This is a genomic window from Mycobacterium sp., assembly GCF_032159765.1.
Lineage (GTDB): Bacteria > Actinomycetota > Actinomycetes > Mycobacteriales > Mycobacteriaceae > Mycobacterium.
The window spans coordinates 1-14,853 of record NZ_JAVHWM010000144.1 but is presented as its reverse complement, the minus strand read 5'-3'; the positions used below and the strand labels follow the sequence as shown (position 1 = coordinate 14,853).

The window sequence follows — 14,853 nt, the reverse complement described above, 5'->3', positions numbered from 1 at the left end:
GCGTGGTTTGAGGAGGCTATGCGATGGAGGTGCTCGTCACCGGCGGCGATACCGATCTCGGGCGGGTGATCGCTGAGGGCTTTCGCGACGAGGGCCACCGCGTGGTCCTGACCGGCGCTCGCCGTGACGACCTGGAGGTCGCAGCCAAGGAATTGGATCTCGACGCCGTTGTGTGCGACTGCACCGATCCGGCCAGTCTGGCCGAGGCGATTCCGCTGCTGCCCCACCATCTCGACACGGTCATCAACGTGCCTGCTCCGGCCTTCGACCCGGGCGATCCGCGTGCGTACACGCTGGGTCAACGCGCCGCCGCGTGGCGGAACAACCTGGACGCGACCGTGCTTGCCGCGGTCCTGATGGTGAACGCCATCGGTGACCACATCCAGGCCGGCGGCGCGATCGTGAACGTGATCGAGGAGAACCCGCGGCCTGGCAGTGCCGAGGCGGCGGTCAAGGCCGCGTTGTCGGACTGGACCAGCGGACAGGCCGAGTACTTCGGCACCCGCGGAATCACGATCAACACCGTCGCATCCGGCCGGAGCGCACAGCCCTCCTACGACGGGCTCGCTACCGGCATGCCAGCCAGCGCAGCTGCCGAAATCGCAAAGCTCGCTTTGTTTTTGACGACGCCGGCGGCTCGTCACATCACCGGCCAGACCCTGCACGCAAGCCACGGCGCGCTGGCCAACTGGCGCTGATCACGCAACACGCCGCCTGCGTAGCGGGACTACTGTCGAAAGCGTGACGATTCGACTCGGCTATCAGATCCCCAACTTTTCCTACGGCACCCCTGTCTCCGAGCTCTTCCCAACGGTCATCCGCCAGGCGCAAGAGGCAGAGGAAGGCGGATTCGACTCCGTCTTCGTGATGGACCACTTCTACCAACTGCCGATGCTCGGTAGCCCCGACCAGCCGATGCTGGAGGCCTATACCGCGCTCGGCGCTCTCGCGACGGCCACCGAGAAGGTTCAGCTCGGCACGATGGTGACCGGCAACACCTACCGCAACCCGACGCTGCTGGCCAAGATCATCACCACCCTCGACGTCATCAGCGGCGGGCGCGCGATCCTGGGCATCGGCACCGGGTGGTTCGAACTCGAGCATGATCAGCTCGGCTTCGAGTTCGGCACCTTCACCGACCGGTTCAACCGGCTCGAGGAGGCGCTGCAGATCATCCTGCCGATGATCAAAGGGGACCGGCCGACGTTTTCGGGTGACTGGTACCACACCCAAGAGGCGATGGCGAATCCCCGCTTCCGCGACCACATTCCGTTGCTGATCGGCGGCAGCGGCGAGAAGAAGACGTTCCGGCTGGCCGCCCAGCACTTCGACCACGTCAACGTGATCGCCGGATTCGACGAGCTCCCCCGCAAGCTCGAGGCACTGAAGCAGCGCTGCGAGGACGTTGGACGCGATCCCGACACCATCGAGACCAGCATGCTGATCACCGCGCTTGTCGACGACAACGCCTCAGCCGATCAGGTCCCCGCCGAGATGACTCAGCGCATGGTGGTCGGCAGTGCCGAATCGGTGGCCGACCAGATCAAGACCAAGGTCTTCGACGTCGGGATCAAGGGCGTCGTCATCAACATGCCGTTCTACTCACCCGGCATCGTGGCGAGTACTGGCAAGGCACTCAACGCGCTGGTCAGCTGACCTCTGCACGCCACCTTCTCGGGGTGGCGGATCACACAGCCAAAGCCTGCGACTGGCGATGACGGCCGGACTACCGTGGAGGGTGCAAGCAGTCTCTGCGCAGTCGAGGAGCCAGCATGAACGCCACTCCCGCCACCACGGCGGCACCGAAGCACCGAGTCGTCGTCGTCGGCTCGGGTTTTGGCGGGCTGACCGCGACCAAGGCGCTCAAGCGTGCCGATATCGATATCAAGATGATCGCGAACACCACGCACCACCTGTTCCAGCCGCTGCTGTATCAGGTCGCGACCGGGATCATCTCGGAGGGCGAGATCGCGCCCGCGACCCGGGTGATCCTGCGTCGGCAGAAGAACGCTCAGGTGCTCCTCGGCAACGTCACGGGCATCGATCTGGCGAACCAGAAAGTGACGTCCGAGCTGCTCGGCCACACGTACGTGACGCCGTTCGACACGCTGATTCTCGCGGCCGGCGCGGGCCAGTCTTACTTCGGCAACGACCATTTCGCCGAGTTCGCGCCCGGCATGAAGACGATCGACGACGCGCTGGAGCTGCGGTCCCGAATCCTGTCTGCGTTCGAACAGGCCGAGCGATCGAGCGATCAGTCGCGACGCGAGAAGCTGCTCACGTTCACCGTCGTCGGCGCCGGCCCCACGGGTGTCGAGATGGCGGGTCAGATCGCCGAGCTCGCGGAGCACACGCTCAAGGGCTCGTTCCGCAGCATCGACTCGACGAAGGCTCGCGTGATCCTTTTGGACGCGGCACCGGCGGTGCTGCCCCCGATGGGCGAGAAGCTCGGCAAGAAAGCCGCGGCCCGTCTGGAGAAGATGGGCGTTGAGATTCAGCTGGGTGCGATGGTCACCAACGTCGACCGAAATGGCTTGACCGTCAAGGACTCCGACGGCACGACCCGTCGCATCGAGTCTGCCTGCAAGGTGTGGTCGGCCGGTGTGTCGGCCAGCCCGCTGGGCAAGCAGCTGGCCGAGCAGTCGTCGGTGGAGCTCGACCGCGCCGGGCGGGTGAAAGTGTTGCCGGACCTGACCGTTCCGGGCCACCCCAACGTGTTCGTGATCGGCGACATGGCGGCGGTCGAAGGCGTGCCTGGCATGGCGCAGGGCGCGATTCAGGGTGCGAAATATGCAACCAAAGCGATCAAGTCGGAGCTCAAGGGCGCCGACCCGACCAAGCGCGAACCGTTCCAGTACTTCGACAAGGGCTCGATGGCCACGGTGTCGCGCTTCAACGCGGTCGCGAAGGTCGGGAAGCTGGAATTCGGCGGCTTTTTGGCGTGGCTGGCATGGCTCGGCCTGCACCTCGTCTACCTGGTCGGGTTCAAGACGAAGATCACCACGCTGATGTCGTGGACCGTGACGTTCCTGGGCCGCAACCGCGGTCAGTTGACGGTCACCGAGCAGCAGGCGTTCGCGCGGACGCGAATAGAGGCACTGGAGGAGATCGCCGCATCGGTGCAGAGCGAAGCGGCGGCGAGCTAGGCCGTCTCCAAGTTCTGTAGCCGGACCTGCCCTCGCGCGACCACCTTCTCGTTTTCGTCGGTGATCGTGACCACCCATAGCTGCTGACGGCGGCCGCGATGAATTGGAACCGCAACGGCGTGGACTGTGCCGCCTCGGATCGCGCGCAGGAAGTCGGTGTTGTTGTTGACCCCGACCACGGTCCCGCCGCCATGCTCAGCCAGCCACGTGTGTCCACATACGCTGCACAGGCTTTCGATGATCGCGCAGTAGACGCCGCCATGGACGATCCCCCACGGCTGCAACAGTTTGTCGGTGATCGTCAGACGGGCCCGACCCGCATCGGGCGTGACCTCGAGAAATTCCAGGCCGATCTCGCTGTCGAAGCCCCGGTTGATGTCGGGCGGCGGCGCAGTTGACACATGGGAGTTCTACACCGCCGCTGAACGGCCGAAAGACGGGACCCCGCGACAAAATGCCGCGGGGCCCCGGTTTGGATGGACCGGGAGTCACTGCAGCCCTCAGGACTCCGGCGCGGTCCTTTCGATTCAGTTTGATTGAGAATAGGTAAGGCTTGCCTAATTAAGCAAGCCCTTCCGCACGATCCCGCGAACCGGAAGCCCAAAGGAGACGAACGCATCCAGCATCGCCTGCGCCCGGCGCATCCCGGCGACCTCGCAGGAAGCGGCCAGCACCGGAATCTGCGTCGCTATCGAAACCAGCGCCGATCCGACCTGGGCCCACATCGCCGAAATCGGCACCGCCCCGCGGCTGATCACGTGCACATGCTCGAACAGCGGCTGCAGCGCCCGGTGGCACCGATGCGCAGTCCACATTGCCAGCGCGGCTTCGCTCGGCAGCCGCACGGCCCTGTGGTCTCCGGCGGGGTCGTCCGGCAGCACCCGCAATGTCGCGTCGACGACGGCCGCCCAGTCGATCGCGTCTTCCGAGTCGGAGTGCACCCAGAGATTTTCCAAACCAGGATCCCAGGCGCGCCCCTCCAGAACCACGAGAGCGGCGACCCGGCCGACGACGGTGTACGCCAGCGTCGCGGCGAGCTGAGATGCGGCGGCGCGGCCGTCGACTTCCTCGATCGCTCCCAGATACATCGTCCGCAGCCGGTCGGAGGTGAGGGCAGACGCCAGCGGCCACCAGCGCCGCCGACCGACGTCGGCCATGACCGCGACCCCGTAGACCCGCGGACTGACCGGATTGAGTTCCCGCAGCCGGCGGCTGGATTCGTGCAATGGCAGCGGATCCGCGATCACCATTGCGGCGACGAGTGGATCGTCGACGAGCACGGTCACGGGACCTCCTACGCAGAGCGAATGATAATTTAGGGTAGCCTAACCATAACGGAGCTCGATGGGTTTTGCCAGAGTGTCGGCCTAGACAGGTACGACGCCGGGTAGTAACCGAGTAGTAGGCTTGGGAGCGAAGGCGTGCAGGACATGACCCTGTTGGCGCGAGGAGCAATACGACATGGCTAAGTTGATGCGGTTGGGTGAACTCGAGCGCACAGTCATGGACCACCTGTGGTCGTCGTCCGAACCCCAAACGGTCCGCCAGGTGCACGAGGCGCTGTCTGCACAGCGCGATCTCGCGTATACGACGATCATGACCGTCCTGCAGCGGCTCGCCAAGAAGAACCTCGTCGTGCAGCACCGCGACGACCGCGCTCACCGCTACGCCCCGACGCATGGTCGCGACGAACTCGTGGCCGGCCTGATGGTCGATGCACTCGATCAGGCGGCCGACTCGGGAAGTCGCGAGGCGGCGCTGGTCTACTTCGTTGAGCGAGTGGGCGCTGACGAAGCCGCGGCCTTGCGTCGAGCGTTGGCTGAACTCGAAGAAAAACACCAACCGTCGAGTAGCAGTCCCGACACCGGCTGAGGGAGACTAACCGCGTGTCCGCGCTGGCCTTCGCCCTTCTCGCGCTGCTCCTCGTAGGTCCAGTGCCGGAGATGCTGGCGCGGGCGTCGTGGCCGATGCGTGCGCCACGTGCCGCCGTGGTGTTGTGGCAGGCGGTGGCGGTGGCCGCGGTCTTGTCGGCGTTCAGCGCGGGAATCGCGATCGCGAGCCGGTTGCTGGTGCCAGGTCCGGACGGGCGGCCGACGGCAACGATCACCAGCGAGGTCGCCGCACTCGGTCTGCCGCTCTGGCTGACCTACATCACTGTCTTCGCCATCACCGTGCTGATCGGCGCGCGGCTCGCCGTTGCGGTGCTGCAGGTGGCGATCGCGACGCGGCGCCGGCGCGCCCACCATCGCATGCTCGTCGACCTGCTGGGCGAGTGCCGCGACGGGGGCGCCTTAGGCACCGCCCATCTACGGGTTCTCGATGTCGGGCTACCGCTGGCCTACTGCCTGCCCGGAGTGCGCAGCCGTGTCGTGGTGAGCAAGGGCGCGCTGAACACGTTGAGCGACAAGGAGTTCACCGCGATCCTGCGTCATGAGCGCGCGCACCTGCGTGCCCGTCATGACCTGGTTCTGGAGATGTTCACCGCCGTGCACGCGGCATTTCCGCGCGTCGTCCGCAGCGCGAGGGCGCTCGACGCGGTGCGGTTGCTGGTCGAGATGCTGGCCGACGACGCCGCGGTGCGCGCCGCCGGCCCCACTCCCCTCGCCCGGGCGCTCGTAACGTGCGCCGCAGGCCCGACGCCGTCCGGCGCGCTGGCCGCGGGCGGTCCGAGCACGGTGGTGCGGGTGCGCCGACTCGGGGGGCGTGGGAACAGTCTGTTGGTGGCGACGGGCGCGTACCTGGCCGCCGCCGCCGTATTGGTCGTCCCGACAATCGCTTTGGCGATCCCCTGGCTGACCGAATTGCACCGGCTTATCGCGGTGTAGTCCCTTCCCGACGCAGAAGCCCTGCACCACAACCGAACACGAAAGGCACCCGATGACGCCTCCAGACGCAGACACCAACGGCACCGCGCAGATTGGCGTCACCGGAATGGCGGTGATGGGTTCGAACATCGCGCGTAACTTCGCCCATCACGGCTACACGGTCGCCCTGCACAACCGGTCGGTAGCAAAAACTGACGCGGTGCTGGCGGATCACGGGTCTGAGGGCAACTTCGTGCGCACTGAGACGATGGCCGAATTCGCTGCGGCGCTGCAGAAGCCGAGGCGCGCCCTGATTATGGTCAAGGCGGGCGACCCGACCGACGCCGTCATCAACGAACTCGCCGACGTCTTCGAAAAGGGCGACATCATCATCGACGGCGGCAATGCGCTCTACACCGACACCATCCGCCGCGAGAAGGCCATGCGCGATCGCGGCCTGCACTTCGTCGGCGCCGGGATCTCCGGCGGCGAGGAGGGCGCGCTGAACGGCCCGTCGATCATGCCGGGCGGCCCCGCCGAGTCGTACAAGTCGCTCGGCCCGCTGCTGGAGGAGATCTCCGCGCACGTCGACGGTGTGCCGTGCTGCACACACATCGGCCCGGACGGCTCGGGCCACTTCGTGAAGATGGTGCACAACGGCATCGAGTATTCCGACATGCAGCTGATCGGCGAGGCGTACCAGTTGCTGCGTGACGGGCTCGGATTGGCGGCCCCACAGATCGCCGATGTGTTCGCTGAATGGAACAAGGGCGATCTGGACAGCTACCTCATCGAGATCACCGCCGAAGTGCTGCGCCAAACCGACGCCAAGACGGGCAAGCCGCTGGTCGATGTGATCCTGGACGAGGCCGAGCAGAAGGGTACGGGCCGCTGGACCGTGAAGTCCGCGCTCGACCTCGGTATCCCGGTCACGGGCATCGCCGAGGCCGTGTTCGCCCGCGCGCTGTCCGGTTCGGTCACACAGCGAAAGGCCACCACCGGTCTGGCGTCCGGTGATCTCGGCGAAAAGCCCAGCGACGCCGCGAAGTTCACCGACGATGTCAGCCGGGCGCTGTACGCGTCGAAGATCATCGCGTACGCGCAGGGCTTCAACCAGATCCAGGCTGGCAGCGCCGAGTACGACTGGGGCATCACCCCCGGCGACCTGGCCACCATCTGGCGCGGCGGCTGCATCATCCGCGCGAAGTTCCTGAACCGGATCAAGGAAGCGTTCGACGAGGACCCGGATCTGCCGACGCTGATCGTGGCGCCCTACTTCCGCGACGCGATCGAGTCCGCGATCGACAGCTGGCGCCGCGTCGTCGTCACCGCCACCCAGCTCGGCATCCCGATCCCAGGCTTCAGCTCAGCCCTGTCGTACTACGACGCGCTGCGCACCGAGCGCCTGCCTGCTGCCCTCACCCAGGGCCTTCGGGACTTCTTCGGAGCGCACACCTACGGCCGCATCGACGCCGATCCCGACAAGAAGTTCCACACGCTGTGGAGCGGCGACCGCAGCGAGGTCGAGGCCTGATCTCCGCGAGCAGACGCAGAGTCGCACTTCCGGCGTCCATATCGTGCGATTTTGCGTCTGCTCGGTGGTAGGAGCGCACCACTAGACTCTTCAATGTGCGATTTCTCGAGGGACATCCGCCCCGCTACGACCTGACGTACAACGACGTCTTCATCGTCCCGAATCGTTCGGACGTGGCGTCGCGCTTCGACGTCGACCTGTCCACCGTCGACGGGTCGGGCACGACCATCCCGGTGGTGGTGGCGAACATGACTGCGGTCGCGGGCCGCCGGATGGCCGAAACCGTCGCCCGCCGGGGCGGTCTCGTCGCGTTACCGCAGGACCTGCCCATCACCGTGGTCAAGCACACCGTCGATTTCGTCAAGAGCCGCGATCTCGTCGTCGACACCCCCGTCACGCTCGAGCCTGACGACTCCGTGTCCGATGCCTGCGCGTTGATTCACAAGCGCGCACACGGTGCCGCGGTGGTGGTTTTCGAGGACCGCCCGATCGGCCTCGTCACCGACGCCGTCTGCGCGGGCGTCGACAGATTCACCCGGGTGCGTGACGTCCTTCTCAACGACTTCGTCACCGCCCCGGCAGGAACCGACCCGCGGCAGGTGTTCGACCTGCTCGAGCACGCCCAGGTCGATGTTGCCGTGCTCACCGAGCCCGACGGCACGCTGGCGGGGGTGCTGACCCGTAGAGGCGCGCTGCGCGCGGGGATGTACACCCCGGCTCTTGACGCCAAGGGCCGATTGCGGATCGCGGCGGCCGTCGGCATCAACGGCGACGTCGGCGCGAAGGCCATTGAGCTGGTCGAGGCGGGCGTCGACTTGCTGGTCATCGACACCGCGCACGGCCATCAGGCCAAGATGATCGACGCGATCAAAGCCGTGACCTCACTGGACCTCGGCGTGCCGGTGGCCGCGGGCAACGTGGTGTCTGCGGAAGGCACGACGGACCTGCTCACCGCGGGAGCGACGATCGTCAAGGTCGGGGTGGGTCCCGGCGCGATGTGCACCACGCGAATGATGACCGGCGTGGGCCGGCCACAGTTCTCCGCGGTGTACGAATGTGCCCAAGCGGCTTCGCAATTGGGCGGGTTCGTCTGGGCCGACGGCGGCGTGCGCCATCCCCGCGACGTAGCGTTGGCCCTGGCAGCCGGTGCGTCGAACGTGATGATCGGGTCGTGGTTCGCCGGCACGTACGAGTCGCCGGGCGATCTGTTGGTCGACCGCGATGATCAGCCGTACAAGGAGAGCTACGGGATGGCGTCCAAGCGCGCCGTGGCCGCGCGCACCGCGGCTGACAGCTCATACGAGCGGGCACGCAAGGCGCTTTTCGAGGAAGGCATCTCGACGTCGAAGATGGGCCTGGACCCCGACCGCGGCGGCGTCGAGGACTTGCTGGACCACATCACCTCAGGGCTGCGCAGCACGTGCACGTACGTCGGCGCGTCGAGCTTGGCGGAGCTGCACGAGCTTGCCCTGGTGGGTGTGCAGTCCGCGGCCGGCTTCGCCGAGGGACACCCCCTGCCCAGCGGTTGGTGACGCCCTGGCGGTCAGTCCGATTCGACGACGGCCTTGATGCCCTCGAGCGTCTTCTGCATGTCCCGTAGGTTGCGGCGCCGTCGTAGATAGCCGATCGGGCTCAGCCCGTACAGCCGGGTGAATGCGGATTCGGTCATCCGGAACGACTCCGTGACATCGGTGCCGCCGTCGCGCGCGGTGAACCCGTAGTGCCAGTTGTTGACCGGCCTGTCGCCGAGGAGCACCTCGAAACCGAACTCCTTGCCCGGCTCGCACGCGGTGACGCGGCAGGTCGTCCAATATGTGGGCCCGACCTCGTTGCGCTTGACGTGCCCGCGAAACTTCGCGCCCAGTGCGGGACCGGTGGCGCCGTCGAGCCACTCCGCGTCGAAGGTCTCGGGCGAGAACTTGCCGGTGTTGCGTACGTCGGCCACCAGATCCCAGATCTTGTCGGGGGGCGCCGCCATCGTCACTGTCACGAGCCATCCATGGCCTGATAGTAGGACGACGTGCGCTGAGCGCGAGCCCCCCGCCGAGATAACATAAGTGCTTCGTCGGCGCCGCGGACGCGTCGTCGTGACCAAGTGAAAGGGACCACGTGCCGCAGCCCGGCTGCGATCCCCCGAGCCTGCGATGAGCGTCACCGTCGTCCTGCTCGGCCTGCTGGCGTTCGTCGTTCTGACGGCTGGGACAGCCGTTTTCGTCGCCGCGGAGTTCTCGCTCACCTCGCTGGAGCGCAGCACCGTCGACGCCAACGCACGCGCAGGCGACCGCCGCGATCGACTGGTGCAGCGTGCTCACCGCACACTGTCGTTCCAGTTGTCCGGCGCGCAGATCGGTATCTCGATCACGACGTTGATCACCGGTTTCCTCGCCGAGCCGCTGTTGGCCCGGCTCCTGCAACCGGTGCTGACTGCCATGTCGGTGCCGCCGAACTGGATCGACGGGACCGCGTTGGCGCTGGCCCTGCTGATCGCCACGTCGGTGTCGATGGTCTTCGGCGAGCTGATGGCCCAATATCTCGCCGTGGCGCGGCCGCTGCCGACCGCTCGCGTTGTCGCGGGCCCGCAACTGCTGTTCTCGCTGCTGTCCACGCCGCTGATCCATCTCACGAACGGCGCCGCGAACTGGATCCTTCGCCGGCTCGGCGTCGTGCCTGCAGAGGAGTTGCGTTCAGCGCGATCGCCGCAGGAACTCGGCTCGCTGGTGCGGAATTCGGCAGAGCGCGGGTCGCTTGATCGAGACACTGCGGCATTGGTCGACCGGTCGCTGCAGTTCGGCTCGCGCATCGCAGAGGAGCTGATGACACCGCGGACCGAGATCGAGTCGCTGGACGCCGGCGACACGATGGTCGACCTCGTCGCAAAGTCAAGGGAGACCGGCTATTCCCGGTTCCCGGTCACCGAAGGCGATCTGGACGAGACCATCGGCCTCGTTCACATCAAGCAGGTTTTCCTGGTGCCGCACGACGAACTTGCCCGTACCCGGCTGTCCGCGGTGGCCCGCAAACTCGAGGTGGTGCCGTCGACGCTCGACGGCGACGCGCTGATCGCGCAGATACGCGCCAACGGGCTGCAGACCGCGCTCGTCGCCGACGAATACGGCGGGATCGCCGGCATGGTGACGATGGAAGACCTGATCGAGGAGATCGTCGGCGACATCCGCGACGAGCATGACGAGCCGACACCTGACGTGGTTCGCGCGGGCGACGGCTGGCGGGTGTCCGGCCTCTTGCGCATCGACGAAGTGGCCCAACAGACGGGATTCCGCGGTCACGAGGGCGAATACGAGACCATCGGCGGGCTGGTCATGGAGAAGCTCGGCCGCATTCCCACGCCGGGCGAGTCGGTGGACCTCAAGGCCTTCGATCCCGATCTGGGCGACGACCCCGTCATCTGGCGCGCGACCGTGCTCACAATGGACGGCAGGCGCATCGACCAGCTGGATCTCGTCGAACTGGGCAAGCAGGAGCGCCGATGAGCGCTTGCGCGAAGAGCAAAGGAAGCGATGAGCGCTTGCGCGAAGAGCAACGGAAGCGGTGCCGGTGACCGCTGACATCCTTTCGGTTCTGCTGACGCTGCTGCTGTTGCTCGCGAATGCATTCTTCGTAGGCGCCGAGTTCGCGCTGATCTCGGCACGCCGCGACCGGCTCGAGGCCCTTGCCGAACAGGGCAAGCGCAGCGCCGTGACGGTCATTCGCGCCGGGCAGGACCTCTCCGTGATGCTGGCCGGGGCGCAGCTCGGCATCACGGTGTGCTCGATACTGCTGGGCCGCGTCGGCGAACCCGCGGTGGCGCACCTGCTGGAGAAACCCTTCGACCTGGTCGGCGTGCCCGTCGCGGTGCTGCATACGGTGTCATTCGTCGTCGCGATCACGATCGTCGTCGTGCTGCATGTGCTGCTCGGCGAGATGGTGCCCAAGAACATCGCGATCGCCGGCCCGGAGTCCGCCGCGATGCTGCTCGTACCGCCCTATCTCGTGTGGGTGCGCGCGACGCGTTGGGTGATCGCGATCTACGACTGGTGTGCGCACGTGGCGGTGCGGGCGCTGCGGGTCGAGCCCAAGACCGAACTCGAGAACACGGTTTCGCTGGTCGAGTTGTCCGAGATGATCGCCGAGTCGCGCTCGGAGGGCCTGCTCGACCAGGAAGAGCACATGCGGCTGTCCCGGGCACTGCAGATCCGCAACCGCAGGGTCGCCGACGTCGCGATTCCACTGGACAAGATGCGGACGGTGAAGGTCGACCCGGGCAGCGACGGCCCGACTGTCGCGGCGATCACCGACGCCCTCGTGGAGACCGGTTACTCCCGCTTCCCAGTCGTCGACGCGTCGGGAAAATTTCTGGGCTACGTGCACATCAAGGATGTACTGCCCGCCGTCGACGATCCCGACGCCGTCGTCGACAGCTCGACCGTGCGGCCACTGCCCGAGGTGTCCGAGGCGCTGTCGTTGCCCGATGCGTTGTCCCATCTGCGTCGCAACAATGCCCACCTTGCACTGGTCACCGGTCAAGGGGACGGCGTGGTCGCGATCGTGACGATGGAGAATCTGGTGGAGGACCTGGTGGGCACCGTGCGCGACGGAACGCATCGTGTCTGAGGTTCTCGACGAGGTCGACTGGACGCAGCGACGCGACCTTCACCGAAAGCGCGTGGCGACGATCCTGGGGCCCTACCGGCAGCGGCGGTCCGGCGGCGTCGCAGACCCCGTAGTCGACTTCCTGTTCACGTACTACACGCTGCGGCCCGGGCAACTCGAGCGCTGGCACCCCGGCTTCGGTGTCGTTCTGAGCGGGCACGCGTCGGTGATGACCGGGTACACGCGGACCGACCAAGGGATCACCGTCGATCCGAAGTTGTTGCTGCATCGGCGCGCAACGATCGAGTTCGTGGCGGGGCTGCTCGAGGCAACCGCCGGCCGAGCCCCGCACTTCGGTTGCTTCGGGCTGCACGAGTGGGCGATGGTGTACCGGTCCCCCGCCGACGACGTCAGGCATCGCGGGGTGCCCTTGCGGCTCGGCGCGGGCGGCACCGACGCGGTTGTCGAGTCACTTCCGTTGCGGTGCACCCATTTCGACGCATTCCGTTTCTTCACCGACGCCGCGCGCCCGCGCAACAACATCGAGCTCACCCGGCAGGCGCAGCCCGCCACCGAGCAGCCGGGCTGCGTACACGCATCGATGGACCTTTACAAGTGGGGCGTCAAGCTCCTTCCGCTGATCGACTCAGGCGTGGTGCTGGATGCATTCGAATTAGCCTATGATGCAAGGGTTCTCGATATGCGCGCCAGCCCATACGACCTGCGCGAATTCGGCTACCAGCCGATCTGCGTCGAATCAGCCTCGGGCCGAGCCGAATACGTTCGCGACCAGGCGGCGATAGCCGAACGCGCCGCGGAGCTGCGGCAAGCGTTGATCACCCGCTGCCGGACTCTGTTGGAAGCCAACCGGATTCAATAGCGGAACAGGCGGAAATGGCCCTTCGGGCAATTGCCCTCGATGCCTTCGATGTCGCCGTCCTCGAACCGGCGCGGCGACCAGTGCCACTGGCAATAGGACACCTCGCAGTGGTCGCAGTAGAAGGGCACATAGGACATGCTGAGCGCATACAGCGCCGCGGCGTCACCCGAGTCGAGCGCGGCGGCAACACCCGGCAGTTTGTGGTCGAGTACGGGCAGGCTTTCCGGACTGAACATCGCATCGATGACCAGCGCGGCCTGATCCCTGGGCCGGACGATCGCGTCGATTTCCGCGAGCGCCTCGAGGACCGGCCGGGACCGTTCGGTCGACGGCTCGCCGCCGCGTAACAGCACAAGACGCCCCGCCAGTTCGCCGCACTCCGCGCAGAAGAAATACGCCTCGCATTTATCCCTGGCGTTCATACGCCTCTCTCGCGGCGGCGTGTCGGATAACACGACGTTACCGCTGGGTAAGCTATGTCGATACGACAACCCTGTCGAGCTTCGGGGAGGATTCATGACCGAGCGGGTGGCGACCGGCAACCTGCGGGTGGCCAAGGTGTTGTACGACTTCATCAACAACGAGGCGCTGCCCGGCACTGACATCGATCCCGACTCGTTCTGGGCCGGCGTGGACAAGGTGGTGGCCGATCTCGGCCCCCAGAACCAGGATCTCCTGGCCCGCCGCGACCAGCTGCAGGCCCAGATCGACAAGTGGCACCGGCAGCGCGTCATCGAGCCGATCGACCAGGACGCCTACCGCCAGTTCCTCGAAGAGATCGGCTATCTGCAGCCTGAGCCTGCGGATTTCGCGGTGACCACGGCAAACGTGGACGCCGAGATCACGTCGACCGCCGGGCCGCAGCTGGTGGTCCCTATCCTCAATGCGCGGTTTGTGCTCAACGCCGCCAACGCGCGGTGGGGCTCGCTCTACGACGCGCTGTACGGCACCGACGTGATCCCGGAGACCGACGGCGCCGAACAGGGCGACAGCTACAACCCGGTGCGCGGCGACAAGGTGATCGCGTACGCCCGCAAATTCCTCGATGATGCCGCTCCGCTGGAGTCCGGGTCATGGGTCGATATCACGGGTCTGTCGCTGGAGGACGGCCAGCTGCACGTCGCCGTGCGGACGCGAGGAGCAGAAAGTGACTCAGGCGACAAAACCGTCGGCCTGGCCGACCCGGAGAAGTTCGTCGGCTACACCGGAGAGCTCGGTTCCCCGTCCTGGTCGGTGCTGTTGGCCAATCACGGGCTGCACATCGAGATCCTCATCGACCCGGAGGCCCCGGTCGGCAAGACCGACAAAGCAGGCATCAAGGACGTCGTCCTGGAGTCCGCGGTCACCACGATCATGGACTTCGAGGACTCGATCGCCGCGGTCGACGCCGACGACAAGGTGCTCGGGTACCGAAACTGGCTCGGGCTCAACAGAGGTGATCTCACCGAAGAAGTGAGCAAGGGCGGCAAAAGCTTCACCCGGGTGCTGAGCGACGACCGTCAATACAAGGCTCCCGACGGCAGCGAATTCACGTTGCCCGGCCGCAGCCTGATGTTCGTCCGCAACGTCGGCCACCTGATGACCAACCCGGCCATCCTCTGGGACGGCGGCAAGGAAATCCCCGAAGGCATCCTCGACGCGGTGGTCACGGTGACGATCGCGATGGTCGACCTGAAGCGCCGCGGCAACTCGCGCGCCGGCTCGATCTACATCGTCAAGCCGAAGATGCACGGCCCGAAGGAAGTGGCCTTCGCGAGCGAGCTGTTCGGCCGCGTCGAATCGATGCTCGGACTGGCGCAGAACACCGTCAAGCTCGGCATCATGGACGAGGAGCGCCGCACCAGCGTCAACCTCAAGGCCTGCATCGCCGAAGCGGGTGCGCGGGTCGCGTTCATCAAC

Annotated in this window: 15 protein-coding genes; 11 read left to right on the top strand and 4 right to left on the bottom strand. The window is 66.3% G+C overall.

What is annotated here, in order from left to right; all coding sequences use genetic code 11:
* Nucleotides 1-23: 23 nt before the first annotated feature.
* The 3 genes from QOH60_RS17235 to ndh all read left to right on the top strand — a co-directional run bounded on the left by QOH60_RS17235 (nucleotide 24) and on the right by ndh (nucleotide 3,146).
* Nucleotides 24-698, top strand: a complete 675-nt coding sequence (locus QOH60_RS17235) for an SDR family oxidoreductase (protein ID WP_526422525.1) — start codon at nucleotides 24-26, stop codon at nucleotides 696-698.
* Nucleotides 699-741: 43 nt separating this feature from the next.
* Nucleotides 742-1,656, top strand: coding sequence for an LLM class F420-dependent oxidoreductase (locus QOH60_RS17230; RefSeq protein ID WP_526422523.1), 915 nt, complete (start codon nucleotides 742-744; stop codon nucleotides 1,654-1,656).
* Between the two features lie 116 nt (nucleotides 1,657-1,772).
* Complete coding sequence (gene ndh, locus QOH60_RS17225) at nucleotides 1,773-3,146, top strand: type II NADH:quinone oxidoreductase Ndh (protein ID WP_526422521.1); 1,374 nt, start codon at nucleotides 1,773-1,775, stop codon at nucleotides 3,144-3,146.
* On the opposite strand, the gene QOH60_RS17220 is transcribed toward ndh, so the two are convergent.
* Both QOH60_RS17220 and QOH60_RS17215 read right to left on the bottom strand, forming a co-directional pair.
* The gene (locus QOH60_RS17220; RefSeq protein ID WP_526422519.1) at nucleotides 3,143-3,547 is read right to left on the bottom strand and encodes a PaaI family thioesterase; all 405 of its coding nucleotides are present in this window, start codon (nucleotides 3,545-3,547) and stop codon (nucleotides 3,143-3,145) included. The genes ndh and QOH60_RS17220 overlap by 4 nt on opposite strands.
* Nucleotides 3,548-3,703: 156 nt before the next feature.
* A complete protein-coding gene (locus tag QOH60_RS17215; protein ID WP_526422517.1) occupies nucleotides 3,704-4,432 on the bottom strand; it encodes an iron reductase in 729 nt (242 codons plus the stop codon).
* A 175-nt stretch (nucleotides 4,433-4,607) separates the two neighbouring features.
* Here QOH60_RS17215 and QOH60_RS17210 point away from each other — a divergent pair, with 175 nt between their 5' ends.
* The 4 genes from QOH60_RS17210 to QOH60_RS17195 all read left to right on the top strand — a co-directional run bounded on the left by QOH60_RS17210 (nucleotide 4,608) and on the right by QOH60_RS17195 (nucleotide 9,016).
* On the top strand, nucleotides 4,608-5,018 hold the full coding sequence (locus QOH60_RS17210; protein ID WP_526422515.1) for a BlaI/MecI/CopY family transcriptional regulator: 411 nt from the start codon (nucleotides 4,608-4,610) through the stop codon (nucleotides 5,016-5,018).
* Nucleotides 5,019-5,032: 14 nt separating this feature from the next.
* The gene (locus QOH60_RS17205) at nucleotides 5,033-5,971 is read left to right on the top strand and encodes a M56 family metallopeptidase (RefSeq protein WP_526422513.1); all 939 of its coding nucleotides are present in this window, start codon (nucleotides 5,033-5,035) and stop codon (nucleotides 5,969-5,971) included.
* Between the two features lie 52 nt (nucleotides 5,972-6,023).
* Complete coding sequence (gnd, locus tag QOH60_RS17200) at nucleotides 6,024-7,484, top strand: NADP-dependent phosphogluconate dehydrogenase (RefSeq protein WP_526422511.1); 1,461 nt, start codon at nucleotides 6,024-6,026, stop codon at nucleotides 7,482-7,484.
* A gap of 95 nt (nucleotides 7,485-7,579) precedes the next feature.
* Entirely contained in the window at nucleotides 7,580-9,016 is a 1,437-nt protein-coding gene (locus tag QOH60_RS17195) for a GuaB1 family IMP dehydrogenase-related protein (RefSeq protein WP_526422509.1), read from the top strand.
* An 11-nt stretch (nucleotides 9,017-9,027) separates the two neighbouring features.
* Here QOH60_RS17195 and QOH60_RS17190 read toward each other — a convergent pair whose 3' ends face one another.
* Nucleotides 9,028-9,462 carry an SRPBCC family protein gene (locus QOH60_RS17190; protein ID WP_526422679.1) on the bottom strand — a complete coding sequence of 145 codons (435 nt, stop codon included), beginning with the start codon at nucleotides 9,460-9,462 and terminating at the stop codon, nucleotides 9,028-9,030.
* 166 nt (nucleotides 9,463-9,628) lie between these two features.
* Here QOH60_RS17190 and QOH60_RS17185 point away from each other — a divergent pair, with 166 nt between their 5' ends.
* From QOH60_RS17185 to QOH60_RS17175, 3 genes are all read left to right on the top strand, one after another.
* Nucleotides 9,629-10,975, top strand: coding sequence for a CNNM domain-containing protein (locus QOH60_RS17185; RefSeq protein WP_526422507.1), 1,347 nt, complete (start codon nucleotides 9,629-9,631; stop codon nucleotides 10,973-10,975).
* A 64-nt stretch (nucleotides 10,976-11,039) separates the two neighbouring features.
* Complete coding sequence (locus tag QOH60_RS17180) at nucleotides 11,040-12,095, top strand: CBS domain-containing protein (protein ID WP_526422505.1); 1,056 nt, start codon at nucleotides 11,040-11,042, stop codon at nucleotides 12,093-12,095.
* On the top strand, nucleotides 12,088-12,954 hold the full coding sequence (locus tag QOH60_RS17175) for a 3-methyladenine DNA glycosylase (protein WP_526422503.1): 867 nt from the start codon (nucleotides 12,088-12,090) through the stop codon (nucleotides 12,952-12,954). The genes QOH60_RS17180 and QOH60_RS17175 overlap by 8 nt, the downstream gene beginning before the upstream one ends.
* On the opposite strand, the gene QOH60_RS17170 is transcribed toward QOH60_RS17175, so the two are convergent.
* Nucleotides 12,948-13,376: a hypothetical protein gene (locus QOH60_RS17170; protein WP_526422501.1), complete on the bottom strand. Its 429-nt coding sequence runs from the start codon at nucleotides 13,374-13,376 to the stop codon at nucleotides 12,948-12,950. The genes QOH60_RS17175 and QOH60_RS17170 overlap by 7 nt on opposite strands.
* Nucleotides 13,377-13,470: 94 nt before the next feature.
* Here QOH60_RS17170 and QOH60_RS17165 point away from each other — a divergent pair.
* Nucleotides 13,471-14,853 (top strand): malate synthase G (locus tag QOH60_RS17165; protein ID WP_526422499.1); only part of this gene is annotated, 1,383 nt, incomplete at its 3' end.

Excerpts from the sequence above, each read along its gene's own strand:
- QOH60_RS17210 (WP_526422515.1), top strand. The coding sequence starts at position 4,608 with ATGGCTAAGTTGATGCGGTTGGGTGAACTCGAGCGCACAGTCATGGAC.
- gnd (WP_526422511.1), top strand. The coding sequence starts at position 6,024 with ATGACGCCTCCAGACGCAGACACCAACGGCACCGCGCAGATTGGCGTC.
- ndh (WP_526422521.1), top strand. The coding sequence starts at position 1,773 with ATGAACGCCACTCCCGCCACCACGGCGGCACCGAAGCACCGAGTCGTC.
- QOH60_RS17170 (WP_526422501.1), bottom strand. The coding sequence starts at position 13,376 with ATGAACGCCAGGGATAAATGCGAGGCGTATTTCTTCTGCGCGGAGTGC.
- QOH60_RS17185 (WP_526422507.1), top strand. The coding sequence starts at position 9,629 with ATGAGCGTCACCGTCGTCCTGCTCGGCCTGCTGGCGTTCGTCGTTCTG.
- QOH60_RS17190 (WP_526422679.1), bottom strand. The coding sequence starts at position 9,462 with ATGGCGGCGCCCCCCGACAAGATCTGGGATCTGGTGGCCGACGTACGC.
- QOH60_RS17235 (WP_526422525.1), top strand. The coding sequence starts at position 24 with ATGGAGGTGCTCGTCACCGGCGGCGATACCGATCTCGGGCGGGTGATC.